24 protein-coding genes are annotated in these 26,457 nt (G+C 55.5%); 21 read left to right on the top strand and 3 right to left on the bottom strand.

Features of this window, described 5'->3' with window-relative positions:
• The first annotated feature begins 73 nt into the window (after positions 1-73).
• From cra to mutT, 20 genes are all read left to right on the top strand, one after another.
• A complete protein-coding gene (cra, locus tag V6944_RS12175) occupies positions 74-1,078 on the top strand; it encodes a catabolite repressor/activator (RefSeq protein WP_185668563.1) in 1,005 nt (334 codons plus the stop codon).
• A gap of 592 nt (positions 1,079-1,670) precedes the next feature.
• On the top strand, positions 1,671-2,129 hold the full coding sequence (gene mraZ / locus V6944_RS12170; RefSeq protein ID WP_333499236.1) for a division/cell wall cluster transcriptional repressor MraZ: 459 nt from the start codon (positions 1,671-1,673) through the stop codon (positions 2,127-2,129).
• Between the two features lie 2 nt (positions 2,130-2,131).
• Positions 2,132-3,073, top strand: a complete 942-nt coding sequence (gene rsmH / locus V6944_RS12165) for a 16S rRNA (cytosine(1402)-N(4))-methyltransferase RsmH (RefSeq protein WP_185668559.1) — start codon at positions 2,132-2,134, stop codon at positions 3,071-3,073.
• Positions 3,070-3,435: a cell division protein FtsL gene (gene ftsL, locus V6944_RS12160; RefSeq protein WP_035893020.1), complete on the top strand. Its 366-nt coding sequence runs from the start codon at positions 3,070-3,072 to the stop codon at positions 3,433-3,435. Before rsmH ends, ftsL begins: the two co-directional genes overlap by 4 nt.
• A gap of 15 nt (positions 3,436-3,450) precedes the next feature.
• On the top strand, positions 3,451-5,220 hold the full coding sequence (locus V6944_RS12155; protein WP_333499134.1) for a peptidoglycan glycosyltransferase FtsI: 1,770 nt from the start codon (positions 3,451-3,453) through the stop codon (positions 5,218-5,220).
• A complete protein-coding gene (gene murE / locus V6944_RS12150; RefSeq protein ID WP_333499133.1) occupies positions 5,207-6,694 on the top strand; it encodes a UDP-N-acetylmuramoyl-L-alanyl-D-glutamate--2,6-diaminopimelate ligase in 1,488 nt (495 codons plus the stop codon). The genes V6944_RS12155 and murE overlap by 14 nt, the downstream gene beginning before the upstream one ends.
• Complete coding sequence (gene murF / locus V6944_RS12145) at positions 6,691-8,049, top strand: UDP-N-acetylmuramoyl-tripeptide--D-alanyl-D-alanine ligase (RefSeq protein ID WP_333499132.1); 1,359 nt, start codon at positions 6,691-6,693, stop codon at positions 8,047-8,049. Before murE ends, murF begins: the two co-directional genes overlap by 4 nt.
• Positions 8,043-9,125 (top strand): phospho-N-acetylmuramoyl-pentapeptide-transferase, encoded by a 1,083-nt coding sequence (gene mraY, locus V6944_RS12140; protein WP_035893027.1) that lies wholly within the window; start codon positions 8,043-8,045, stop codon positions 9,123-9,125. The genes murF and mraY overlap by 7 nt, the downstream gene beginning before the upstream one ends.
• Positions 9,126-9,127: 2 nt before the next feature.
• The gene (gene murD, locus V6944_RS12135) at positions 9,128-10,444 is read left to right on the top strand and encodes a UDP-N-acetylmuramoyl-L-alanine--D-glutamate ligase (RefSeq protein ID WP_333499131.1); all 1,317 of its coding nucleotides are present in this window, start codon (positions 9,128-9,130) and stop codon (positions 10,442-10,444) included.
• A complete protein-coding gene (gene ftsW / locus V6944_RS12130; RefSeq protein WP_333495988.1) occupies positions 10,444-11,715 on the top strand; it encodes a cell division protein FtsW in 1,272 nt (423 codons plus the stop codon). The genes murD and ftsW overlap by 1 nt, the downstream gene beginning before the upstream one ends.
• Complete coding sequence (gene murG, locus V6944_RS12125) at positions 11,712-12,779, top strand: undecaprenyldiphospho-muramoylpentapeptide beta-N-acetylglucosaminyltransferase (RefSeq protein ID WP_333499130.1); 1,068 nt, start codon at positions 11,712-11,714, stop codon at positions 12,777-12,779. The genes ftsW and murG overlap by 4 nt, the downstream gene beginning before the upstream one ends.
• 53 nt (positions 12,780-12,832) lie before the next feature.
• Positions 12,833-14,308, top strand: coding sequence for a UDP-N-acetylmuramate--L-alanine ligase (gene murC, locus V6944_RS12120; protein WP_333499129.1), 1,476 nt, complete (start codon positions 12,833-12,835; stop codon positions 14,306-14,308).
• Positions 14,301-15,221 (top strand): D-alanine--D-alanine ligase, encoded by a 921-nt coding sequence (locus V6944_RS12115; protein ID WP_333499128.1) that lies wholly within the window; start codon positions 14,301-14,303, stop codon positions 15,219-15,221. The genes murC and V6944_RS12115 overlap by 8 nt, the downstream gene beginning before the upstream one ends.
• A gap of 1 nt (position 15,222) precedes the next feature.
• The gene (gene ftsQ / locus V6944_RS12110; RefSeq protein WP_333499127.1) at positions 15,223-16,056 is read left to right on the top strand and encodes a cell division protein FtsQ; all 834 of its coding nucleotides are present in this window, start codon (positions 15,223-15,225) and stop codon (positions 16,054-16,056) included.
• Positions 16,053-17,315: a cell division protein FtsA gene (ftsA, locus tag V6944_RS12105; protein ID WP_035893041.1), complete on the top strand. Its 1,263-nt coding sequence runs from the start codon at positions 16,053-16,055 to the stop codon at positions 17,313-17,315. Before ftsQ ends, ftsA begins: the two co-directional genes overlap by 4 nt.
• 63 nt (positions 17,316-17,378) lie before the next feature.
• Positions 17,379-18,530: a cell division protein FtsZ gene (gene ftsZ / locus V6944_RS12100; protein WP_035893043.1), complete on the top strand. Its 1,152-nt coding sequence runs from the start codon at positions 17,379-17,381 to the stop codon at positions 18,528-18,530.
• A 100-nt stretch (positions 18,531-18,630) separates the two neighbouring features.
• On the top strand, positions 18,631-19,548 hold the full coding sequence (lpxC, locus tag V6944_RS12095; RefSeq protein ID WP_185668542.1) for a UDP-3-O-acyl-N-acetylglucosamine deacetylase: 918 nt from the start codon (positions 18,631-18,633) through the stop codon (positions 19,546-19,548).
• Positions 19,549-19,809: 261 nt separating this feature from the next.
• Positions 19,810-20,316: a secA translation cis-regulator SecM gene (gene secM / locus V6944_RS12090; RefSeq protein ID WP_333499126.1), complete on the top strand. Its 507-nt coding sequence runs from the start codon at positions 19,810-19,812 to the stop codon at positions 20,314-20,316.
• 64 nt (positions 20,317-20,380) lie between these two features.
• Positions 20,381-23,086 (top strand): preprotein translocase subunit SecA, encoded by a 2,706-nt coding sequence (gene secA / locus V6944_RS12085; RefSeq protein WP_333499125.1) that lies wholly within the window; start codon positions 20,381-20,383, stop codon positions 23,084-23,086.
• A 59-nt stretch (positions 23,087-23,145) separates the two neighbouring features.
• Positions 23,146-23,535 (top strand): 8-oxo-dGTP diphosphatase MutT, encoded by a 390-nt coding sequence (mutT, locus tag V6944_RS12080; RefSeq protein WP_333499124.1) that lies wholly within the window; start codon positions 23,146-23,148, stop codon positions 23,533-23,535.
• A gap of 82 nt (positions 23,536-23,617) precedes the next feature.
• Here the strand turns inward: mutT and yacG are convergent, their stop codons facing one another.
• From yacG to coaE, 3 genes are read right to left on the bottom strand one after another with little or no spacing between them, the layout of a single operon-like run.
• A complete protein-coding gene (gene yacG, locus V6944_RS12075) occupies positions 23,618-23,812 on the bottom strand; it encodes a DNA gyrase inhibitor YacG (RefSeq protein WP_333499123.1) in 195 nt (64 codons plus the stop codon).
• 9 nt (positions 23,813-23,821) lie between these two features.
• Positions 23,822-24,565: a cell division protein ZapD gene (gene zapD, locus V6944_RS12070; protein ID WP_333499122.1), complete on the bottom strand. Its 744-nt coding sequence runs from the start codon at positions 24,563-24,565 to the stop codon at positions 23,822-23,824.
• Positions 24,565-25,185: a dephospho-CoA kinase gene (gene coaE / locus V6944_RS12065; protein ID WP_333499121.1), complete on the bottom strand. Its 621-nt coding sequence runs from the start codon at positions 25,183-25,185 to the stop codon at positions 24,565-24,567. The genes zapD and coaE overlap by 1 nt, the downstream gene beginning before the upstream one ends.
• A 225-nt stretch (positions 25,186-25,410) precedes the next feature.
• Between coaE and V6944_RS12060 the strand changes: the two genes are divergently transcribed.
• Complete coding sequence (locus tag V6944_RS12060) at positions 25,411-26,454, top strand: GMP reductase (RefSeq protein ID WP_333499120.1); 1,044 nt, start codon at positions 25,411-25,413, stop codon at positions 26,452-26,454.
• Positions 26,455-26,457: the final 3 nt, after the last annotated feature.

The raw sequence follows: 26,457 nt of genomic DNA, 5'->3' as shown, positions 1-26,457 counted from the left end.
AGAAAAGCTATTGCCGATGAGATCAATCTGCGTTTAGATGTTACGGATTATACTTATAAAGCAAGGGGCAATTGTGAAACTGGATGAAATCGCCCGGCTTGCCGGTGTTTCCCGAACCACCGCCAGCTATGTGATTAACGGCAAAGCCAAGCAGTACCGCGTCAGCGACAAGACTGTCGAAAAAGTGATGGCCGTTGTGCGTGAGCATAACTACCACCCTAACGCGGTCGCCGCCGGTCTGCGTGCAGGACGCACTCGTTCTATTGGGCTGGTTATTCCCGACCTGGAGAACACCAGCTACACGCGCATCGCAAACTATCTTGAGCGCCAGGCCCGTCAGCGCGGCTATCAGTTACTGATTGCCTGTTCTGAAGATCAGCCGGATAACGAAATGCGCTGTATCGAGCACCTGCTGCAACGCCAGGTTGATGCGATCATCGTGTCAACGTCGCTGCCGCCGGAGCACCCTTTCTACCAGCGTTGGGCGAACGATTCGTTTCCGATTGTCGCGCTTGACCGTGCGCTCGATCGCGAACACTTCACCAGCGTCGTGGGCGCCGATCAGGACGACGCGGAAATGCTTGCCGCAGAGCTGCGTACCTTCCCGGCAGAAACCGTTCTTTATCTCGGCGCGTTGCCGGAGCTGTCGGTAAGTTTCCTGCGCGAGCAGGGCTTCCGTACCGCCTGGAAAGATGACCCGCGCGACGTGCACTTCCTGTATGCCAATAGCTACGAGCGTGAAGCTGCGGCGCAGCTGTTTGAAAAATGGCTGGAAACGCACCCGATGCCGCAGGCGTTGTTCACCACGTCATTTGCCTTGCTGCAAGGGGTGATGGATGTGACGCTGCGTCGTGAAGGCAAGCTGCCGACCGATCTGGCGATTGCGACCTTTGGCGATAACGAGCTGCTCGACTTCCTGCAGTGTCCGGTTCTTGCGGTTGCCCAGCGCCACCGTGATGTCGCTGAACGCGTGCTGGAGATTGTGCTGGCAAGCCTCGATGAACCGCGTAAGCCGAAACCTGGTTTGAGCCGCATTCGTCGTAATCTTTATCGTCGCGGTAGTCTGAGCCGTCGATAAGCTCTCTTAATGAAGGCTACGCTAAGTGGCCTTCATTGAACAAAAAAGTCATTCAATTCTTAATTCAGATAATTCTACATTTTGGTTAGCTCTCTATTTAATTCCCCCGCTAAGATCGCGGAATAGTGCTTAATAATGTGAACGCAAAGTAAAATTAAATTATTTGTGTATTATTTTGTTACATTCTCGCGATGGATTGCCGAAATAACAAACACTTCTCAGCTTGCCTACCAGAATGAGCAATCTCTCTACTCCGAATTCCTCGCAAGGGCGCGCCAGAAGGACTGTTAACGAGCAACAGAATGTCCTAAAATGCCGCTCGCGTCGCAAACTGACACTTTATATATTCTTTCGATGATATTAAGTCGCGTTAACGGCATGTGAATCAACCTCTATTTTTCTTACGGGTATTCATGGCGTTAATTTGCCTCGTCTGTTGGATAATTATTAATCAGGGCTATTGTCGGCCGTAAATAGTGGTTTTTTGGACTCTGTTGGCATTCATGCTGGCTTGACAAGCTTTTCCTCTGCTCCGTAAACTCCTTAAAGTGGGAATTTGTGGGGCAAAGTGGTAAACGGGGGTAAAGCTGGCATGTTCCGGGGGGCAACGTTAGTCAATCTCGACAGCAAAGGGCGCTTAGCCGTCCCTGTCCGATATCGGGACCAGCTTGTCGAGATCGCTACCGGTCAAATGGTTTGTACCATTGACATCCATCACCCCTGCCTGCTGCTTTATCCTCTGCCCGAATGGGAAATTATCGAGCAAAAACTCTCGCGTTTGTCGAGCATGAATCCCGTTGAGCGTCGCGTACAGCGATTGCTGCTAGGGCATGCCAGCGAATGCCAGATGGATAATGCCGGGCGATTGTTGATTGCGCCGGTTTTACGGCAACACGCCGGATTGACCAAAGAAGTGATGCTGGTCGGGCAGTTCAATAAGTTTGAACTGTGGGATGAAACGGCCTGGTATCAACAGGTCAAGGAAGATATCGACGCTGAGCAATCTGCTTCAGGGGCGCTGTCGGAGCGATTGCAGGATTTGTCCTTATAAATATGATGGAAAATTTTAAACACACCACGGTACTGCTGGATGAAGCCGTTAACGGCCTGAATATTCGTCCTGACGGTATCTATATTGATGGCACCTTTGGTCGCGGTGGTCACTCGCGCCTTATCCTGTCGCAGCTTGGCGAGCAGGGGCGTTTGATTGCGATCGATCGCGATCCAGAAGCGATCGCGGTGGCTAAGACCATCGATGATCCGCGCTTTTCCATCGTGCATGGCCCTTTTTCTGCGCTGGCGGATTACGTTGCTGAGCGCGACCTTGTCGGCAAGATCGACGGTATCCTTCTCGATCTTGGCGTTTCTTCACCGCAGCTTGATGACGCTGAACGCGGTTTTTCCTTTATGCGCGATGGCCCGCTGGACATGCGCATGGACCCAACCCGCGGTCAGTCAGCAGCAGAATGGCTGCAAACGGCAGAAGAAGCGGATATTGCCTGGGTGATTAAAACCTTCGGTGAAGAACGTTTCGGTAAGCGTATTGCTCGCGCCATCGTCGAGCGTAACCGCGAACAGCCGATGACCCGCACTAAAGAGTTGGCGGAAGTTATCGCGGCGGCCATGCCGGTGAAAGACAAATTCAAACACCCCGCAACCCGTACCTTCCAGGCGGTGCGCATTTGGGTGAATAGTGAGCTGGAGGAGATAGAGCAAGCGCTAAAAAGCTCGCTTGGCGTGCTGGCCCCGGGTGGGCGGCTGTCGATTATCAGCTTCCATTCGCTGGAAGACCGCATCGTGAAGCGCTTTATGCGTGAACAGAGCCGCGGTCCACAGGTTCCAGCGGGGATCCCGATGACCGAAGAGCAACTCAGGAAGCTGGGTGGCCGTCATTTACGAGCGCTAGGCAAGTTGATGCCGGGTGAAGATGAAGTGGCTGAGAATCCGCGTGCCCGTAGTTCAGTACTGCGTATTGCAGAAAGGACGAACGCATGATCGGCAGAGTGACAGAAGCCCTAAGCAAAGTAACCGGGTCGTTAGGAAACGGCGAGCGCCATGCCTTGCCTGGCGTTATTCGCGACGACCTTTTGCAGTTCGGGAAGCTGCCACTCTGTCTGTTCATTTGCATCATTGTCACAGCGGTAACGGTGGTGACGACCGCCCACCATACCCGCTTGTTAACGGCCCAACGAGAACAGTTGGTGCTGGAGCGCGACGCGTTAGACATTGAATGGCGAAACCTGATCCTCGAAGAGAATGCTCTTGGCGATCATAGCCGCGTTGAACGTATCGCTACCGAAAAGTTGCAGATGCAACATGTTGATCCATCAAAAGAAAACATTGTTGTACAGAAATAAGGATTATTGCAACGCATGAAACCAGCGGCAAAAACGCTTAAGCCAAAACGTCAGGAAGAACAGGCCAACTTTATCAGTTGGCGTTTTGCGTTGCTTTGCGGCTGTATTTTTCTCGCGCTCGCGTTCCTGTTGGGGCGTGCAGCCTGGCTACAAATTATTGCCCCGGATAAACTGGTGCGTGAGGGTGACATGCGTTCCCTGCGCGTTCAGCAGGTTTCCACCTCTCGCGGTATGATAACCGACCGCTCCGGCCGCCCGCTGGCGGTGAGCGTGCCGGTAAAAGCGATTTGGGCCGACCCAAAAGAGCTGCATGAAGCGGGCGGCGTGATGCTGAACAACCGCTGGAAAGCGTTGGCGGATGCGCTGAACATCCCGCTGGACCAACTGGCGAACCGCATTAACACCAATCCGCGCATGCGCTTTATCTATCTGGCGCGTCAGGTGAACCCTGATATGGCCGACTACATCAAAAAGCTCAAGCTGCCGGGGATTTATCTGCGCGAAGAGTCTCGCCGTTACTATCCATCCGGAGAAGTAACCGCTCACCTCATCGGCTTCACCAACGTAGACAGTCAGGGTATTGAAGGGGTTGAGAAGAGCTTCGACAAGTGGCTCACCGGCCAGCCGGGCGAACGCATCGTGCGTAAAGACCGCTATGGCCGGGTAATTGAAGATATCTCCTCAACTGACAGCCAGGCTGCGCACAACCTGGCGCTGAGCATTGACGAGCGCCTGCAGGCGCTGGTGTACCGAGAACTGAACAACGCCGTGGCGTTTAACAAAGCGGAATCCGGCAGCGCCGTGCTGGTCGACGTGAGCACGGGTGAAGTGCTGGCGATGGCCAACAGCCCATCCTACAACCCGAACAATTTTACCGGCACGGCCAAAGATACCATGCGTAACCGGGCCATCACTGACGTATTTGAACCGGGCTCCACGGTGAAACCGATGGTGGTGATGACCGCGCTGCAGCGCGGCGTGGTCCGCGAAAACACCGTACTGAACACCATTCCTTACCGTATTAACGGCCACGAAATCAAAGACGTGGCACGCTACAGCGAATTGACCCTGACTGGGGTTTTACAGAAGTCGAGTAACGTCGGTGTTTCCAAGCTGGCGTTAGCGATGCCGTCCTCAGCGTTAGTAGATACTTACTCACGTTTTGGGCTGGGAAAAGCGACCAATTTGGGGTTGGTCGGAGAACGCAGTGGCTTATATCCTCAAAAACAACGGTGGTCTGACATAGAGAGGGCCACCTTCTCTTTCGGCTACGGGCTAATGGTAACGCCGTTACAGTTAGCGCGTGTCTACGCAACGATTGGCAGCTACGGGATCTACCGTCCGCTGTCGATAACCAAAGTTGACCCGCCGGTTCCCGGTGAGCGCATCTTCCCGGAATCTATCGTCCGTACCGTCGTTCATATGATGGAAAGCGTGGCGCTGCCTGGCGGCGGCGGCGTGAAGGCGGCGATTAAAGGCTACCGTATCGCGATTAAAACCGGTACGGCGAAAAAAGTCGGTCCGGACGGACGCTATATCAACAAATACATTGCTTACACCGCGGGCGTTGCGCCAGCCAGCCAGCCGCGCTTTGCGCTGGTGGTGGTGATCAACGACCCGCAGGCAGGTAAATACTACGGTGGCGCCGTTTCCGCGCCGGTCTTTGGTGCCATCATGGGCGGCGTACTGCGCACGATGAACATTGAGCCGGATGCGCTGGCAACGGGCGGCGATAAAAGTGAATTAGTGACGAATCAAGGCGAGGGTACAGGTGGCAGATCGTAATTTGCGCGACCTTCTCGCTCCGTGGGTGCCAAATGCGCCGGAGCGAGTACTGCGAGAGATGACGCTCGACAGCCGTGTGGCTGCATCGGGCGATCTGTTCGTAGCGGTAGTAGGTCATCAGGCGGACGGGCGTCGGTATATCCCGCAGGCAATTGCGCAAGGTGTCGCTGCTGTTATAGCCGAGGCAAAAGATGAGGCCGCCGACGGTGAAATCCGCGAGATGCACGGCGTGCCGGTTATCTACCTCAGCCAGTTAAACGAGCGCTTATCGGCACTGGCCGGGCGTTTTTACCACGAGCCGTCCGACAGCCTACGCCTGATTGGCGTGACCGGGACCAACGGTAAAACCACCACCACGCAGCTGATTGCACAATGGTGCCAACTGCTGGGTGAAACCAGCGCGGTGATGGGCACGGTCGGTAACGGCCTGCTGGATAAAGTGATCCCAACGGAAAACACCACCGGCTCGGCGGTCGACGTACAGCACGTGCTGGCCGGTCTGGTTGAGCAGGGTGCGACGGTTGCCGCGATGGAGGTTTCCTCTCACGGCCTGGTGCAGCACCGCGTGGCAGCGCTCAAGTTTGCCGCCTCGGTGTTCACTAACCTAAGCCGCGATCATCTTGATTACCATGGTGATATGGAACACTACGAAGCGGCAAAATGGCTGCTGTACTCCACTCACCACTGCGGCCAGGCCATCGTCAACGCTGACGATGAAGTGGGCCGTCGCTGGTTAGGTCGTCTGCCGGATGCCGTTGCGGTCTCCATGGACGGTCACATTAATCCAGACTGCCACGGCCGCTGGCTGAAAGCCGTGACGGTGAACTATCACGATAGCGGCGCGACCATCCGCTTCGACTCCACCTGGGGTGAAGGCGAAATTGAAAGCCGATTGATGGGCGCATTTAACGTCAGCAATCTGCTGCTGGCGCTGGCAACGCTGCTGGCGCTGGACTATCCGTTGGCTGGCCTGCTGAAAACCGCAGCGCGTTTACAGCCGGTTTGCGGGCGTATGGAAGTGTTTAGCGCGCCGGGCAAACCGACGGTGGTGGTCGATTACGCCCACACCCCGGATGCGCTGGAAAAAGCGCTGCAGGCTGCACGCCTGCACTGCTCCGGCAAGCTGTGGTGCGTCTTTGGCTGCGGCGGCGACCGTGACAAAGGCAAACGTCCGCTGATGGGGGCGATTGCCGAAGAGTTCTCCGATGTGGTGGTGGTGACCGACGATAACCCACGCACCGAAGAGCCGCGCGACATCATTAACGATATCCTCGCGGGTATGGTTGATGCCGGTCACGTGAAAGTGATGGAAGGCCGCGCTGAAGCGGTAACCAACGCCATCATGCAGGCAAAAGCGGATGACGTCGTGCTGGTGGCCGGCAAAGGTCATGAAGATTATCAGATTGTGGGTAACCGTCGTCTCGATTACTCCGATCGTATTACCGCAGCGCGTCTGCTGGGAGTGGTGGCATGATTGGCGTAACGCTTGGCCAGCTTGCCAACGTTCTGAACGGCGAGCTTCGTGGCAGCGATGTCCTTATTGAAGATGTGACCACCGATACCCGGAAATTAACGCCGGGCTGTCTGTTTGTGGCGCTGAAGGGCGAACGTTTTGATGCGCATGATTTTGCGCAAACGGCAAAAGAGGGCGGCGCAGGCGCGCTGCTGGTCAGCCGTAAGCTGGACATCGACCTGCCGCAGCTGGTGGTGAGCGATACCCGTCTCGCCTTCGGCGAGCTGGCGGCTTGGGTACGTCAGCAGGTGCCTGCTCGCGTAGTTGCCCTGACCGGTTCTTCCGGTAAAACCTCGGTGAAAGAGATGACCGCCGCGATTCTGGGGCAGTGCGGCAACACGCTTTATACCGCGGGCAATCTAAACAATGACATTGGCGTGCCGATGACATTACTGCGCCTGACGCCGGAGCATCAGTTTGCGGTTATTGAACTGGGGGCAAACCACCAGGGCGAAATCGCCTGGACCGTGAGTTTGACTCGTCCGGAAGCGGCGCTGGTGAACAACCTGGCGGCGGCGCATCTGGAAGGTTTTGGCTCGTTGGCGGGCGTTGCGAAAGCGAAGGGTGAGATCTTCACCGGCCTGCCAGACAGTGGTATTGCGATTCTGAACGCCGATAACAATGACTGGGCCAACTGGCAGCAGGTGATTGGCGATCGTACCGTCTGGCGTTTCTCACCAAACGCGGCGGGGAGTGATTTCAGCGCCGCTGACGTGCGCATTACCTCGCAGGGTACGGAATTTACGCTGCATACGCCGAACGGCAGCACTGATGTGCTGTTGCCGCTGCCGGGTCGCCATAACATCGCTAATGCGCTGGCCGCAACCGCGCTGGCAACCGCCGTGGGTGCAGACTTAGGCGCGGTGAAAGCGGGTCTCGCGCAGCTGAAAGCGGTACCGGGTCGTCTGTTCCCGATTCACCTGACGGACAGCCAACTGGTGCTGGACGACTCCTATAACGCCAACGTCGGTTCGATGACGGCGGCGGTACAGGTGCTGTCTGAAATGCCGGGTTACCGCGTACTGGTGGTCGGCGATATGGCCGAACTTGGCGCAGAGAGTGAAGCTTGCCACATTCAGGTTGGCGAAGCGGCGAAAGCGGCAGGTCTTGATCGTGTGCTGAGCGTCGGCAATTTAAGCCAGGCGATTAGCATTGCCAGCGGGGCAGGGGAGCACTTCACTGATAAAGCATCGGCAATTGCTCGTCTTAACACGCTGATTAACGAACACAAATCTATCACCATTCTGGTGAAAGGTTCACGCAGTGCCGCCATGGAAGAGGTTGTACGCGCATTACAGGAGAACGGGACATGTTAGTGTGGCTGGCCGAACATCTGGTCAAATATTATTCCGGCTTTAACGTCTTTTCCTATCTGACGTTTCGCGCCATCGTCAGCCTGCTGACCGCGCTGTTCATCTCTTTGTGGATGGGCCCGCGCATGATCGCCCGTCTGCAAAAAATGTCATTTGGTCAGGTTGTTCGTAACGATGGTCCTGAATCTCACTTCAGTAAACGCGGTACCCCAACGATGGGTGGGATCATGATCCTGACCGCGATTACGGTCTCCGTGCTGCTGTGGGCTTATCCGTCAAACCCGTACGTCTGGTGCGTGCTGACGGTACTGATTGGCTACGGCATTATCGGTTTCGTTGATGACTATCGCAAAGTGGTCCGCAAAGACACTAAAGGGCTTATCGCGCGCTGGAAATACTTCTGGATGTCGGTGATTGCGCTGGGCGTCGCCTTCGCGCTGTACCTTGCCGGTAAAGATACGCCAGCCACCGAGCTGGTGGTGCCGTTCTTCAAGGACATCATGCCGCAGCTGGGCCTGCTCTACATTCTGCTGGCCTATTTCGTGATCGTGGGTACCGGCAACGCCGTTAACCTGACTGATGGCCTCGACGGCTTGGCTATTATGCCAACCGTCTTTGTGGCGGCGGGCTTTGCGCTGGTGGCGTGGGCGACCGGTAACATGAATTTCGCGAGCTATCTGCACATTCCTTACCTGCGTCACGCCGGTGAACTGGTCATCGTCTGCACGGCGATTGTCGGCGCGGGTTTAGGCTTCCTGTGGTTCAACACCTATCCGGCGCAGGTCTTTATGGGCGACGTCGGTTCGCTGGCGCTGGGCGGCGCACTGGGCATTATTGCCGTGCTGCTGCGTCAGGAATTCCTGCTGGTGATCATGGGCGGCGTCTTCGTGGTGGAAACCCTGTCGGTGATTCTGCAGGTAGGTTCCTTCAAGCTGCGCGGTCAGCGCATCTTCCGTATGGCGCCGATTCACCACCACTATGAACTGAAAGGCTGGCCGGAACCGCGCGTTATCGTGCGCTTCTGGATTATTTCGCTGATGCTGGTGCTGATTGGCCTGGCAACGCTGAAGGTACGTTAATCATGGCAGATTACCAGGGTAAAAACGTCGTCATCATTGGTCTTGGACTGACCGGGCTCTCCTGCGTGGATTTTTTCCTCGCGCAGAACGTTACGCCACGCGTGATGGATACCCGAGCGACGCCACCCGGTCTGGATAAGCTGCCGGAAGCGGTTGAGCGCTACGTCGGCGGGCTGAATGAAGACTGGCTGATGGCGGCCGATCTGATCGTTGCCAGCCCCGGCATGGCGCTGGCCAACCCGTCGCTGAGCCGTGCGGCGGATGCGGGTGTTGAAATCGTTGGCGACATTGAACTGTTCTGCCGCGAAGCGCAGGCGCCGATTGTGGCCATTACCGGCTCGAACGGTAAAAGCACCGTCACCACGCTGATTGGCGAGATGGCTAAAGCGGCGGGCGTAAATGTCGGCGTCGGCGGAAACATTGGTCTGCCAGCGCTGATGCTGCTGGATCCGGCCCGCGAGCTGTACGTGCTTGAGCTTTCCAGCTTCCAGCTGGAAACCACCTCCAGCCTGCATGCCGCTGCCGCGACCATTCTGAATGTCACTGAAGATCATATGGATCGCTATCCGCTGGGGCTGCAGCAGTATCGTGCGGCCAAGCTGCGTATCTATGAGAACGCCAAAGTCTGCGTGGTGAACGCTGACGACGGCCTGACCATGCCGGTGCGCGGTGCGGACGATCGCTGCGTGAGCTTCGGCGTGGACGTCGGTGACTACCACCTGAATCGCCAGCAAGGGGAAACCTGGCTGCGCGTGAAGGGTGAAAAGGTATTGAACGTTAAAGAGATGCCGCTCACCGGGCAGCATAACTACAGCAACGCCCTGGCGGCGCTGGCGCTGGCGGATGCCGTCGGCCTGCCGCGCGCGACCAGCCTGAAAGCGCTGACCACCTTTACCGGGCTGGCTCACCGTTTCCAGATTGTGCTCGACCACCGTGGCGTGCGCTGGATTAACGACTCAAAAGCGACCAACGTCGGCAGTACCGAAGCGGCCTTAAACGGCCTGCACGTAGCGGGCACGCTGTATCTGCTGCTGGGCGGCGACGGTAAATCGGCCGACTTCGAACCGCTGCGACGCTACCTGACCGGCGATAACATTCGCCTTTACTGCTTTGGCCGCGACGGCGGTGAACTGGCTGCGCTGCGTCCGGAAATCGCCACCCAAACGGAAACCATGGAAGAGGCAATGCGCCTGATTGCCCCGCTGGTCAACGCGGGCGATATGGTGCTGCTGTCTCCGGCCTGCGCTAGCCTCGATCAGTTTAAAAGCTTTGAACAGCGCGGCGACATGTTTGCTCGCCTGGCGAAGGAGTTAGGTTGATGCGTTTATCGCTCCCGCGCCTGAGACTGCCTCGACTGAGGCTGCCGCGTCTGCCGGGCATGCGCGTTTTCGCATGGCTGTTTGGTTGGATGTTTGCCGCGCTTAAGGGCTGGGTGATGGGCTCTCGGGAGAAAGATACCGATAGCCTGATTATGTATGACCGTACGCTGCTGTGGCTGACGCTTGGCCTGGCGGCGATTGGTTTTATTATGGTGACCTCGGCGTCGATGCCGGTGGGGCAGCGTCTGGCAAACGATCCGTTCCTGTTTGCCAAGCGTGACGGTCTTTATATTCTGCTGGCGTTTGTGCTCGCGCTGGTGACGTTACGTCTGCCGATGTCGTTCTGGCAGAAGCACAGTACGTTCATGCTGATTGCTTCTATTGGTATGTTGCTGATTGTACTGGTGGTCGGTAGCTCGGTTAACGGGGCATCGCGCTGGATTGCCTTCGGCCCGCTGCGTATCCAGCCTGCCGAGCTGACCAAGCTGTCGCTGTTTTGCTATATCGCCAACTATCTGGTGCGTAAAGCCGACGAGGTGCGTAACAACCTGCGCGGCTTCTTAAAGCCGATGGGCGTGATTTTCGTGCTGGCGATTTTACTGCTGGCGCAGCCTGACCTCGGTACCGTTGTGGTGCTGTTTGTGACCACCCTGGCGATGCTATTCCTGGCAGGCGCCAAGCTGTGGCAGTTCATCGCCATCATCGGCATGGGTATTTCAGCCGTGGTGCTGCTGATCCTTGCCGAGCCGTACCGTATTCGCCGCGTGACCTCTTTCTGGAACCCGTGGGAAGACCCGTTCGGCAGCGGTTACCAGCTGACGCAGTCGCTAATGGCCTTCGGCCGCGGTGAGATGTGGGGCCAGGGTTTAGGCAACTCGGTGCAGAAGCTGGAGTATCTGCCTGAGGCACATACTGACTTCATCTTCGCCATTATCGGCGAGGAATTGGGTTATATCGGTGTGGTACTGGCACTTTTAATGGTATTCTTCGTCGCTTTCCGCGCCATGTCCATTGGTCGCAAAGCGCTGGAGATCAACCAACGTTTTTCTGGCTTCCTGGCTTGCGCAATTGGCGTATGGTTCAGCTTCCAGGCGTTGGTAAACGTAGGGGCAGCGGCCGGCATGTTACCGACCAAAGGTCTGACCCTACCGTTGATAAGCTACGGTGGCTCCAGTCTTCTGATTATGTCGACGGCCATCATGTTCTTATTACGTATTGATTATGAAACGCGTCTGGAGAAAGCCCAGGCGTTTACCCGAGGTTCTCGATGAGCGGTCAAACAAAGCGGTTAATGGTGATGGCGGGCGGTACCGGCGGACACGTGTTCCCGGGGCTGGCGGTTGCGCACCATTTAATGGATCAAGGCTGGCAAGTGCGCTGGCTGGGAACCGCGGATCGTATGGAAGCAGACCTGGTGCCAAAACATGGCATCGAGATTGATTTTATCCATATTTCCGGCCTACGCGGCAAAGGCCTGAAGGCGCAGTTGCTGGCACCGATGCGTATTTTTAACGCCTGGCGTCAGGCGCGTGCGATCATGAAACGCTTTAAGCCGGACGTGGTGTTGGGAATGGGAGGCTATGTTTCCGGGCCGGGCGGTCTGGCTGCGTGGTCACTGGGTATCCCTGTTGTTCTGCATGAGCAGAACGGCATCGCGGGGCTGACCAATAAATGGCTGGCGAAGATTGCCACTAAAGTGATGCAGGCTTTCCCGGGGGCGTTCCCGAATGCTGACGTGGTTGGCAACCCGGTACGCGTTGACGTGCTGGCGCTGCCGCTGCCGGAACAGCGCCTGGTGGGCCGCGATGGCCCGATTCGCGTGCTGGTCGTTGGCGGCTCTCAGGGTGCGCGTATTCTCAACCAGACTCTGCCGCAGGTCGCGCAACGTCTGGGCGAGGCGGTGACCATCTGGCACCAGAGCGGCAAAGGCGGTCAGCAGACCGTTGAGCAGGCTTATGCCGATGTCGGTCAACCGCAGCATAAAGTAACCGAGTTCATTGATGACATGGCCGAAGCGTACGCGTGGGCTGATGTCGTTGTCTGTCGTTCCGGTGCGTTGACGGTCAGTGAGATTGCGGCAGCGGGTTTGCCTGCCATCTTCGTACCGTTCCAGCATAAGGACCGTCAGCAGTACTGGAATGCGCTGCCGCTGGAAAAAGCTGGCGCGGCGAAGATCTTCGAGCAGCCGCAGTTTACGGCGCAAGCGGTCGCTGACACGCTGGCAAGCTGGGATCGCAACACATTATTAGAGATGGCTGAGCGTGCTCGTGCGACGGCCATCCCGGACGCTACCGAGCGGGTAGCAAAAGCAGTAAGCCTGGCTGCAAAGGCTTAATCATCGCGGCGCATTTGCGTCGCCCGAATTTCAGAAGTGATGGCGTTTAGAGAATGAATACACAACAACTGGCGAAACTGCGTTCTATTGTGCCCGAGATGCGTCGCGTCCGGCACATTCACTTTGTTGGCATCGGCGGCGCCGGTATGGGCGGTATTGCTGAAGTACTGGCCAACGAAGGGTATCAGATCAGCGGTTCCGATCTGGCACCGAACCCGGTGACGCAGCAGTTGACGAAGTTGGGCGCCACCATCTATTTCAACCACCGCCCGGAAAACGTTCGTGATGCGAGCGTGGTGGTGGTCTCTACGGCTATCTCTGCCGATAACCCGGAAATCGTTGCCGCGCATGAGGCACGTATCCCGGTAATTCGCCGCGCGGAAATGCTGGCGGAGCTGATGCGTTTTCGTCATGGCATCGCCATTGCCGGGACACACGGTAAAACCACAACCACCGCGATGGTCGCAAGCATTTATGCGGAAGCGGGTCTGGACCCGACTTTCGTCAACGGTGGCCTGGTGAAGGCGGCGGGCGTGCATGCGCGTCTGGGCCATAGCCGCTACCTGATAGCGGAAGCCGATGAGAGCGATGCGTCGTTCCTGCATCTGCAACCGATGGTGGCGATTGTCACCAACATTGAAGCCGACCATATGGATACCTACCAGGGCGACTTCGAGAATTTAAAGCAGACGTTTATCAACTTCCTGCACAACCTGCCGTTTTATGGCCGTGCGGTGATGTGCGTTGATGACCCGGTTATTCGCGAGCTGCTGCCGCGCGTTGGTCGTCAGACCACCACCTACGGCTTCAGCGACGATGCAGACGTCCGTGTAGAAAACTATCAGCAGATTGGCCCGCAGGGGCATTTCACGCTGGTGCGCCAGGACAAAGAAGACCTGCGCGTGACGCTGAATGCACCGGGCCGTCATAACGCACTGAATGCTGCTGCTGCGGTTGCAGTGGCGACGGAAGAAGGCATTGAAGACGAGGCGATTCTGCGTGCGCTGGAAAGTTTCCAGGGTACCGGGCGTCGTTTCGACTTCCTGGGCGAGTTCCCGCTGGAAGAAGTAAACGGTAAAGAAGGCACCGCGCTGCTGGTGGACGATTACGGTCACCACCCAACGGAAGTGGATGCAACGATCAAAGCCGCTCGTGCGGGCTGGCCGGACAAAAAGCTGGTGATGGTATTCCAGCCGCACCGCTATACCCGTACGCGTGACCTGTACGATGATTTTGCTCACGTGCTGACCCAGGTCGATGCGCTGCTGATGCTGGACGTGTACCCGGCAGGCGAAGCACCGATTCCAGGGGCCGATAGCCGTTCACTGTGCCGTACCATTCGTGGTCGCGGGAAAGTGGACCCGATTCTGATTTCGGACAGCGCTCAGGTCCCGGAAATGCTGGCATCAGTACTGACGGGTAATGATCTCGTTCTCATTCAAGGCGCGGGAAATATTGGTAAAATCGCGCGTAACTTAGCTGAAATCAAACTGAAGCCGCAAACTCAGGAGGAACCGCGTCATGGCTGATAAGATCGCGGTTCTTTTGGGTGGAACCTCAGCCGAACGCGACGTGTCGTTAAATTCCGGCACGGCGGTGCTGGCCGGTCTTCGCGAAGCGGGTATTGATGCGTATGCGATAGACCCAAAAGAGACTGATGTTACCCAACTGAAAAATATGGGCTTTCAGAAAGTGTTTATTGCGCTGCATGGTCGCGGCGGTGAAGATGGCACGTTGCAGGGATTATTAGAGCTTCTGAAGCTGCCTTATACCGGCAGCGGCGTGATGGCATCGGCCATTTCAATGGACAAACTGCGCAGTAAATTGCTGTGGCAGGGCGCGGGTTTACCGGTCGCTCCGTGGGTTGCCGTTGAACGTGAAGCCTTTAATGCCGGGCTTTCCAGTGAAGTTCAGGCGCAGATTGCAGCGCTCGGCTTGCCGCTTATTGTTAAGCCGAGTCGTGAAGGTTCAAGCGTTGGGATGTCGAAAGTCACCGAGAGTGGTGATCTGGCCGAAGCGTTAACGCAGGCGTTTCAACACGATGACGAAGTTCTGGTAGAAAAATGGCTCAGTGGGCCGGAATTTACGGTCGCGGTGCTCGGTGAAGAAATTTTACCGACAGTTCGCATCCAACCTGCCGGAACCTTCTATGATTATGAAGCGAAGTATCTCTCTGATGAGACGAAATATTTCTGCCCTGGCTGTGAAGATTCATCCCAGGAATCGGCAATGCAGTCTTTAGTACTGAAAGCCTGGAAAGTTTTAGGCTGCCGTGGATGGGGTCGCATTGACGTGATGCAGGACAGCGATGGTCAGTATTATCTGCTGGAGGCGAACACGTCTCCGGGGATGACTAGCCATAGTCTGGTGCCGATGGCGGCGCGTCAGGCGGGAATGAGCTTCTCGCAGCTGGTAGTACGAATTCTGGACCTGGCGGGGTGATATGTCGCAGGCTGCGCTGAATACGCGGAACCGTGAAGAAGAGGAGTATGCCGCTTCACGGCGCAATAATGGAACGCATCTGGTGGGTATTGTTTTCCTGCTGGCGGTGTTGTGTACCGTGTTCGTTAGCGGCTGGGTCGTGCTGGGCTGGATGGAAGATGCGCAACGATTGCCCATCTCAAAACTGGTAGTGACTGGCGATCGTCATTACACGCGTAACGATGATATTCGGCAGTCTATTCTGGCACTGGGATCGCCGGGAACCTTTATGACTCAGGACGTGAATATCGTCCAGAGTCAGATTGAGCGCCTGCCGTGGATTAAACAGGCAAGCGTCAGAAAGCAGTGGCCGGACGAATTGAAGATTCATCTGGTTGAATATGTGCCCATTGCACGTTGGAATGATCAGCACATGGTGGATGCCGAAGGTAATGCCTTCAGCGTGCCCGCGGATCGTACCAGCAAGCAAACTCTACCTATGCTCTATGGCCCTGAAGGCAGCGCAAGCGAAGTATTGCAGGGCTATCACGACATGGGGGCGATGCTCGCGAAAGGGAAGTTCACGTTGAAGGTTGCGGCGATGACCGCGCGCCGTTCATGGCAGCTGACGCTTGATAATGGCATCAAGCTGAACCTGGGACGGGGCGATACGATGAAGCGGCTGGAACGTTTTTTAGAACTGTATCCGGTTCTACAGCAGCAGGCGCAAACAGACGGTAATCGGATTAGCTATGTTGATTTGCGTTATGACTCGGGGGCGGCAGTAGGCTGGGAACCTGCTCCTGCGGCGGACACTAATCAACAACAGAATCAGGCACAGGCAGAACAACAATGATCAAGGCGACGGACAGAAAACTGGTAGTTGGACTGGAGATTGGCACTGCAAAAGTAGCCGCTTTAGTAGGGGAAGTTCTGCCCGACGGAGTGATTAATATCATAGGGGTCGGCAGTTGCCCGTCCCGTGGTATGGATAAAGGCGGGGTTAACGACCTTGAGTCGGTAGTGAAATGCGTACAGCGCGCTATCGACCAGGCGGAGCTAATGGCGGATTGCCAGATCTCTTCGGTATATCTGGCGCTTTCCGGTAAGCACATTAGCTGTCAAAATGAGATCGGTATGGTGCCTATCTCAGAAGAAGAGGTCACGCTGGAAGACGTGGAGAACGTCGTTCACACGGCGAAATCCGTTCGCGTACGTGATGAACATCGTGTTTTGCACGTTATTCCACAAGAATACGCGATTGATTATCAGGAAGGGATCAAAAACCCGGTAGGCTTATCCGGTGTGCGTATGCAGGCAAAAGTACATCTGATTACCTGTCACAACGACATGGCGAAAAATATCGTCAAAGCGGTTGAGCGTTGTGGCCTGAAGGTGGATCAGCTGATTTTTGCCGGCCTGGCTTCCAGCTATTCCGTTTTAACGGAAGATGAACGTGAGCTGGGTGTCTGCGTTGTGGACATCGGCGGCGGTACAATGGATATCGCGGTCTACACCGGCGGCGCGCTGCGTCACACTAAAGTGATCCCTTATGCAGGGAACGTGGTGACCAGCGATATCGCCTATGCCTTCGGCACGCCACCGAGCGATGCTGAAGCCATTAAAGTGCGCCATGGCTGCGCGCTGGGCTCCATTGTGGGCAAAGATGAGAGCGTTGAAGTGCCAAGCGTGGGCGGTCGTCCGCCGCGTAGCCTGCAGCGCCAGACATTGGCAGAGGTTATTGAGCCGCGTTATACCGAGCTGCTGAACCTCGTCAATGAAGAGATTTTACAGTTACAGGAACAGCTTCGTCAGCAGGGTGTCAAACACCATCTCGCGGCGGGGATTGTATTGACCGGTGGCGCAGCGCAAATTGAAGGGTTAGCGGCTTGTGCACAGCGAGTGTTCCATACGCAGGTTCGTATCGGTGCGCCGCTGAATATTACTGGTCTGACGGACTATGCCCAGGAGCCGTATTATTCAACGGCGGTGGGCCTGCTGCACTACGGGAAAGAGTCCCACTTAAGTGGTGAAGCAGAGGTAGAAAAGCGCGTCACCGCATCGGTCGGATCGTGGATCAAACGACTGAATAGCTGGTTACGCAAAGAGTTTTAATTTTTAAAGAGACCCATGCACAATTCAGGGTCTCGGGCGACAGGCACAAAACGGAGAGAAACTATGTTTGAACCTATGGAACTGACCAACGACGCGGTGATTAAAGTCATCGGCGTCGGTGGCGGCGGCGGTAATGCCGTTGAACACATGGTGCGCGAACGCATCGAAGGTGTTGAGTTTTTTGCTGTTAACACCGATGCGCAGGCACTGCGTAAAACGGCGGTTGGCCAGACTATCCAGATCGGTAGTGGTATTACCAAAGGTCTGGGCGCTGGGGCAAACCCAGAAGTCGGTCGCAACGCGGCTGATGAAGACCGTGAAGCACTGCGCGCTGCGTTAGACGGTGCAGACATGGTGTTCATTGCAGCAGGCATGGGCGGCGGTACCGGTACCGGTGCAGCGCCAGTGGTTGCTGAAGTGGCTAAAGATTTAGGTATCCTGACCGTTGCTGTCGTGACCAAGCCTTTCAACTTTGAAGGCAAGAAGCGTATGGCATTTGCGGAGCAGGGAATCACTGAACTGTCCAAGCACGTGGACTCCCTGATCACTATCCCGAACGACAAGTTGCTGAAAGTTCTGGGTCGCGGTATCTCCCTGCTCGACGCATTTGGCGCGGCGAACGACGTGCTGAAAGGCGCGGTACAGGGTATCGCAGAGCTGATCACCCGTCCTGGCCTGATGAACGTTGACTTCGCGGACGTCCGTACCGTGATGTCCGAAATGGGCTATGCGATGATGGGCTCCGGTGTAGCAAGCGGTGAAGACCGTGCGGAAGAAGCGGCTGAAATGGCTATCTCTTCTCCGCTGCTGGAAGACATCGACCTGTCCGGCGCACGTGGCGTTCTGGTCAACATCACCGCGGGCTTCGACCTGCGTCTGGATGAATTCGAAACCGTAGGTAACACCATCCGTGCGTTTGCGTCGGACAATGCAACCGTGGTTATCGGTACGTCCCTTGACCCGGATATGAACGACGAACTGCGTGTTACCGTCGTTGCGACCGGTATCGGCATGGATAAGCGTCCAGAGATCACCCTGGTGACCAACAAGCAGACGCAGCAGCCTGCACTGGATCGCTATCAGCAGCACGGTATGGCGCCGCTGACGCAAGAACAGAAACCGGCAGCTAAAGTGGTTAACGACAATACGCCGCAGACCACCAAAGAACCGGATTACCTGGATATCCCTGCATTCCTGCGCAAGCAAGCTGATTAAGAATTAGCTGGAAGTTGGGAATCTGCGCTCTTTGTGCTAAACTGGCCCACCGAATGTGTTATACACTTCGGTTGGATAGTTAATTTGGCGAGATTATACGATGATCAAACAAAGGACTCTTAAACGTATCGTTCAGGCGACTGGCGTCGGTTTACATACCGGCAAAAAGGTCACACTGACGTTACGCCCTGCGCCGGCAAATACCGGGGTCATCTATCGTCGCACCGACTTGAATCCTCCGGTAGATTTCCCGGCCGATGCCAAATCTGTGCGTGATACTATGCTCTGTACTTGCCTGGTCAACGAGCATGACGTGCGGATTTCTACCGTAGAGCACCTCAACGCCGCGCTGGCGGGCCTGGGTATCGACAACATTGTTGTTGAAGTCGATGCACCAGAAATCCCGATTATGGACGGTAGTGCTGCGCCATTCGTTTATCTGTTGCTGGATGCCGGCATCGATGAACTGAACTGCGCGAAGAAATTCGTCCGTATTAAAGACACCGTTCGCGTTGAAGATGGCGATAAGTGGGCTGAATTCAAACCGTACAATGGTTTCTCGTTGGACTTTACCATCGACTTTAACCACCCGGCGATTGATTCCAGCACGCAGCGTTATGCGATGAACTTCTCCGCAGATGCGTTCATGCGCCAGATCAGCCGTGCCCGTACTTTCGGTTTCATGCGTGATATCGAATATCTGCAGTCCCGTGGCCTGTGCCTGGGCGGCAGCTTCGATTGTGCCATCGTTGTTGACGATTATCGCGTACTGAACGAAGACGGCCTGCGTTTTGAAGATGAATTCGTTCGTCACAAAATGCTGGATGCTATCGGTGACTTGTTCATGTGTGGTCACAACATTATTGGTGCATTTACCGCGTACAAATCCGGTCATGCGCTCAATAACAAACTTCTGCAAGCGGTCCTGGCAAAACAGGAAGCTTGGGAATTCGTGACCTTCCAGGACGACGCAGAACTGCCGTTGGCGTTCAAAGCACCATCAATGGTTCTGGCGTAAGCCTGACCATCGCGTAAATTCGACTGGCAACCTGGCACTCTCTCCGGTCAGGGAACCAGTCGTTTTTTCTTTTTAGCACCCGAAATTCCCTTTCCCCGCCGTCAGTGTCTTTGTAAAGATCACACTCTTGTGCAACCGCTGCTTTCTTAACCCGTTTTTCGGTGATGATTTCGTCATTCCTGCTGCCGCAGCGCTGCATTAATGATAATATCTGGGCGCGAAAATAGAATAACGGTACTTAAACCGAAGGTGGAACATTACGTGAGTGGAATGCTGACGCGTTGGCGACAGTTTGGCAGACGCTACTTCTGGCCGCATCTCCTGTTGGGGATGGTTGCTGCCAGCTTTGGCTTGCCTGCGCTTGCGAGTAATACCGAACCAGCATCGCCTGCCCGTGAGACCACCAGTAACCATCATCCGTCGCAGAAAATCGATTTCACGCAGCTGGCGCGCCTTGAGAACAATCGCCGCCCATCCTTTAGCGTGGACTACTGGCATCAGCATGCCATTCGCACGGTTATTCGCCACCTCTCTTTTGCCATGGCGCCTACCGCGTCACCGGTTGCCGAGCCCGCGTCGCCGCTTCAGGCTGCACAGCATCTGGCTCTGCTCGATACGCTAAACGCGTTACTCAACGTTGAAAGCCAGCCTCCGGCGGTGATCGCCCAGGCCGTCATTTTACCAGCCTTACCCCCTCACGCTTTTAGCATCCCGGCCTGGATAAGCCAGGTGCAGGGCATCCGCGCCGGGCCGCAGCGCCTCGTCTGAAAATAACTGCTCTATATCCTTTATTTTTCTGACTCCGAAATGTCGGGGCGTTTGAGATTTTATTATGTTAATCAAATTATTGACCAAAGTTTTTGGTAGTCGTAACGACCGTACTCTGCGCCGCATGCGTAAAGCTGTAGGTATCATCAATGCGATGGAACCGGAGATGGAAAAACTCTCCGACGACGAGTTGAAAGCGAAAACCAACGAATTCCGCGCTCGCATTGAGAAAGGCGAATCCGTTGAGAGCCTGATCCCAGAAGCGTTTGCGGTGGTTCGTGAAGCAAGTAAGCGCGTATTCGGCATGCGTCACTTTGACGTGCAGCTGCTCGGCGGTATGGTTCTGAATGACCGCTGCATCGCGGAAATGCGTACTGGTGAAGGTAAAACCCTGACCGCAACGCTGCCGGCTTACCTGAACGCACTGTCCGGTAAGGGCGTGCACGTGGTTACCGTCAACGACTATCTGGCGCAGCGTGACGCCGAAAACAACCGTCCACTGTTCGAATTCCTCGGCATGACCGTCGGTATCAACATGTCCGGCCTGCCAGCTCCTGCTAAGCGCGAAGCCTACAATGCGGACATCACCTACGGTACCAACAACGAATACGGCTTTGACTACCTGCGCGACAACATGGCATTCAGCCCGGAAGAGCGTGTACAGCGTAAACTGCACTACGCGCTGGTCGATGAAGTTGACTCCATCCTGATCGATGAAGCGCGTACGCCGCTTATTATCTCCGGTCCGGCGGAAGACAGCTCCGAAATGTACAAGAAAGTGAACAAAATCATCCCTCACCTGGTGCGCCAGGAGAAGGAAGATTCCGACACCTTCCAGGGTGAAGGTCACTTCTCCGTTGACGAAAAATCTCGCCAGGTAAACCTGACCGAACGCGGTCTGGTGCTGATTGAAGAGCTGCTGGTGAACGAAGGTATTATGGAAGAAGGCGAGTCCCTGTACTCCCCGGCTAACATCATGCTGATGCACCACGTTACCGCTGCGCTGCGCGCTCACGTTCTGTTCACCCGCGACGTCGACTACATCGTCAAAGATGGTGAAGTTATCATCGTCGATGAACACACCGGTCGTACCATGCAGGGTCGTCGCTGGTCCGATGGTCTGCACCAGGCCGTAGAAGCGAAAGAAGGCGTTGAGATCCAGAACGAAAACCAGACCCTGGCATCTATCACTTTCCAGAACTACTTCCGTCTGTACGAAAAACTGGCCGGTATGACCGGTACTGCGGACACTGAAGCCTTCGAATTCAGCTCCATCTACAAGCTGGATACCGTGGTGGTACCAACGAACCGCCCAATGATCCGTAAAGATATGCCGGATCTGGTTTACATGACCGAAGCGGAAAAAATTCAGGCGATTATCGAAGATATTAAAGAGCGTACTGCCGCAGGCCAACCGGTGCTGGTCGGTACTATCTCTATCGAAAAATCCGAAGTGGTTTCTCATGAGCTGACCAAAGCGGGTATTAAGCACAACGTGCTGAACGCCAAGTTCCACGCCAGCGAAGCGGATATCGTTGCTCAGGCGGGTTACCCAGGTGCCGTGACCATCGCTACCAACATGGCGGGTCGTGGTACCGATATTATGCTGGGCGGTAGCTGGCAGGCAGAAGTTGCACAGCTGGAAGATCCAACCCCAGAACAGATTGCCCAGATCAAAGCTGATTGGCAGGTTCGTCACGACGCCGTTCTGGCGGCTGGCGGTCTGCACATCATTGGTACTGAACGTCACGAATCTCGTCGTATCGATAACCAGCTGCGCGGTCGTTCCGGTCGTCAGGGGGATGCGGGTTCTTCCCGTTTCTACCTGTCCATGGAAGATGCCCTGATGCGTATCTTCGCTTCTGACCGCGTGTCCGGCATGATGCGTAAGCTGGGGATGAAGCCGGGCGAAGCCATTGAGCACCCATGGGTGACTAAAGCGATTGCCAACGCACAGCGTAAAGTAGAAAGCCGCAACTTTGATATTCGTAAGCAACTGCTGGAATATGATGACGTTGCCAACGACCAGCGTCGCGCTATCTACACCCAGCGTAACGAACTGCTGGACGTGTCTGACGTGAGCGAAACCATCAACAGCATTCGTGAAGATGTCTTCAAAGCGACCATCGATGCGCACATTCCGCCGCAGTCTCTGGAAGAAATGTGGGATATCCCAGGTCTGCAGGAACGTCTGAAAAACGACTTCGACCTCGAACTGCCAATTTCCGAGTGGCTGGACAAAGAGCCTGAGCTGCACGAAGAGACGCTGCGTGAACGTATTCTGACCAGCGCGGTTGAAGTCTACCAGCGTAAAGAAGAAGTGGTTGGCACCGAAATGATGCGTCACTTTGAGAAAGGTGTAATGCTGCAGACGCTTGATTCCCTGTGGAAAGAGCACCTGGCGGCGATGGATTACCTGCGTCAGGGTATCCACCTGCGTGGCTATGCGCAGAAAGATCCAAAGCAGGAATACAAGCGTGAATCCTTCGCCATGTTCGCTGCGATGCTGGAGTCACTGAAGTATGACGTGATCAGCACCCTGAGCAAGGTTCAGGTGCGCATGCCAGAAGAAGTGGAAGAGATGGAGCAGCAGCGCCGTCTGGAAGCTGAGCGTCTGGCGCAGATGCAGCAGCTGAGCCATAAGAGCGATGACGAAGCCGTTGCAGAAGATTTAGCAGCACAAACCGGCGATCGTAAAGTGGGTCGTAACGATCCATGCCCTTGCGGTTCCGGCAAAAAATTCAAACAGTGCCACGGCCGTCTGAGCTAAGGTCACGATAAGAAGGCAAAAGGCGCAGATTACTGCGCCTTTTTTATGGATAAGACAAAATGAAAATACTGCAAATATCCGTTGGCATTATTCGCAATGCCGCCGGTGAGATCTACATTACCCAGCGCGCTGCCGACGCACATATGGCTCATAAATGGGAATTTCCCGGCGGGAAAATTGAAGCTGGCGAAACGCCTCAGGATGCGGTTATCCGTGAACTGCAGGAGGAGGTGGGCATTACCGCTACGTCGCTGCAGCAGTTTGATAAGCTGGAATATCAGTTCCCTGACCGTCATATCACGCTGTGGTTCTGGCTGGTTGATGGCTGGGAAGGCGAGCCGTGGGGGAAAGAAGGGCAGCCGGGGCGCTGGGTGGTGCAGCAGGAACTGGTCGCAGAGGAGTTTCCGCCAGCGAACGCACCGGTGATTGAAAAGCTGATTGCAGAGTAAGATTTGTAGCCCGGGGGAGGTGCGTTAGCGCCGACTCCGGGAAGTCCCCGGCGTCGCTACGCTCGGTCGGGCTACCTTTGGTTTACTGCTGGTCTTCGCTCCAGTCGTCGCTCTCTGAGAGATCGCCGCTGCTGGGAATACGCTTCTCTTCAGCCGCCCATTCGCCGAGATCGATCAGCTGGCAGCGTTTGGAACAAAACGGGCGATAGGGGCTCTGTTCGCTCCAGATAACCGGTTTGTTGCAGGTTGGGCAGTTTACCTTGGTGACGTCAGACATGGTCTCTCCTTAGCAGCAGGCCAATTCAAAATCCAGGCGCTCTGGCACGAGGCCATGCTCGCTATCCAGCGGCATAAAGCGGATAGCAAAGCGGCTCTTGTGCCCGGAGATCTGCGGATAGAGCTGCGAGGTCATTTCCAGCTTCAGGCGCAGCAGGTCGGCATCTTCGCCGTTGTCCTGGTAGAAACCGTTAAGGCTCGTCTGTTTACGGAACTGGGCGGAGTTGCGCACCAGATCGAGAATCAGCGACAGTGCCTGATTCAGCGGCGCCAGGCTCTCCAGCCAGGTATCAACCTGCGCATCACGCTGATGCTGCTTTGAGTGCAGCCAGATATGCAGCGTAGGCAAATCAAAGCTGCAGCAGCCGCCAGGAATGCTCAGACGCTGGCGGACCAGCGCAATCAGCCGGTCTTCTCGCAGGAATTGCCCTACGCGCGGCGCGGCCATCAGGATGCTGCTGCTGTGCTTCAACTGCTGACGCAGAGCATCAATACGGGTTAAGTCCACGCCCTCAACTTCGCTCCAGGCGTTCAGTTTGCGCTGCTGGCGCTCCAGCTCTTTGAGCAGTTCGGTGCGGATATCCCCGCGCTCGAACACATCCAGTAAATCCCCTACATTGCGAAAAAAGTGCAGCGCGCTGGCGTGATCCCTGATGGGTAAATTGGCGTTCAATTGTTCCGTCAGAAATTCAATACGCAGCCAGGTACGCATTTTTTCGTTCAGGGGATGCTCAAAAAGGATGTGGGTGTGCATTACGATTTTTCCTGTGATACAGCCTGTGCCGCGAGCTCAAGATAGAGCGCGTGAAGGCGAGCGACATCCGATGCAATCGCATCTGGTGCGCCGTTGTTATTAATGACGTCATCAGCTACCGCCAGACGCGCTTCGCGAGTGGCCTGGGCAGCAAGGATATTTTCCGCATGCGCTCGTGACACCTGGTCACGCTGCATGGTTCTCAGAATCTGGGTTTCGCGTGATACATCGACGACCAGTACGCGATCGGCCCGCTCGTAGAGTTTATTTTCCACCAGCAAAGGAACAACCCAGAGCACATAAGGCGAGGTAGCCTGCTGTAGCTGGCGCTGCGTTTCCTGCTGGATGAGGGGATGTAATAGGGCGTTTAGCCAGGCTTTTTCATCAGGATGGGCGAAAATATGTTCGCGCAGCACGCGACGGTTTAGCGCGCCTTCCTCGGTCAGAATCGATGCGCCGAAATGTTCGGCAATAGCCGCTAGCGCCGGTGTACCTGTTTCGACCACCTGACGGGCAATAATATCGGCATCAATAACGTAAATACCCAGGCGAAAAAACGCATCTGCGACCGTACTTTTGCCGCTACCGATGCCGCCCGTTAACGCTACTGTGTAAGTCATACCGCTTAGCCCTGAATTTTTAGTATAAAAATCATTTGGTTAAAAAACTATCAGGCCGGTACTCGTGAATCAATGTTGCACGGTACTATTCGCCAGGTAAATTTATAGGATTGTAGCGTAAAAAAACTGAAATTCGCAGTCTTGCGAAGCCCTGATTAGTGCGTATGATTGCATTACTGGAGTTGTGCTCTCAATTTAATTGCCATTAACCCCAGGAATTCGCACATGCGTATCGAAGAAGATCTGAAGTTAGGTTTCAAAGACGTTCTTATCCGCCCTAAACGCTCTACTCTTAAAAGCCGTTCCGATGTTGAACTGGAACGCGAATTCACCTTTAAACATTCAGGACAACGCTGGTCTGGCGTGCCGATCATTGCTGCGAATATGGACTCCGTGGGCACCTTCGGGATGGCAAAAGCACTGGCCTCTTTCGATATCCTCACCGCCGTACACAAGCACTACACCGTTGAACAGTGGAGCGCGTTTGTTCAGGCCGAGTCTGAAGACGTCCTGCGTCACGTGATGGTATCGACCGGTACCTCCGATACTGATTTCGAAAAAACGCAGCAGATCCTGAAACTCCACCCGTCGCTGAATTTCGTCTGCATTGATGTGGCGAATGGTTACTCCGAACACTTCGTTCAGTTTGTGGCAAAAGCACGTGCGGCCTGGCCGACCAAAACCATCTGCGCAGGCAACGTGGTGACGGGTGAAATGTGTGAAGAGCTGATTCTGTCCGGCGCTGATATCGTTAAAGTGGGTATTGGCCCAGGTTCCGTGTGCACCACCCGCGTGAAAACTGGCGTGGGCTATCCGCAGCTGTCTGCAGTTATCGAATGTGCCGATGCGGCGCACGGCCTCGGCGGCCAAATCGTTAGCGATGGCGGTTGCACCATGCCGGGCGACGTAGCGAAAGCATTCGGCGGCGGTGCAGACTTCGTGATGCTTGGCGGTATGCTGGCTGGTCACGATGAGAGCGGCGGTACCGTAGTGGAAGAAAACGGCGAAAAATTCATGCTTTTCTACGGCATGAGCTCTGAGTCAGCGATGAAACGTCACGTTGGTGGCGTGGCGCAGTACCGCGCGGCCGAAGGCAAAACCGTTAAGCTGCCGCTGCGTGGCCCGGTTGATTACACCGCACGCGACATCCTGGGCGGCCTGCGTTCAGCCTGCACCTACGTTGGGGCATCGCGCTTAAAAGAGCTGACCAAACGCACTACCTTTATCCGCGTACAGGAACAAGAGAACCGCGTGTTCAACAGCCTGTAATTC

Origin of the sequence: Kluyvera sp. CHPC 1.2972 (assembly GCF_036759925.1) — a bacterium.
GTDB lineage: Bacteria > Pseudomonadota > Gammaproteobacteria > Enterobacterales > Enterobacteriaceae > Kluyvera.
This window is presented reverse-complemented; position numbering and strand designations above follow the sequence as displayed.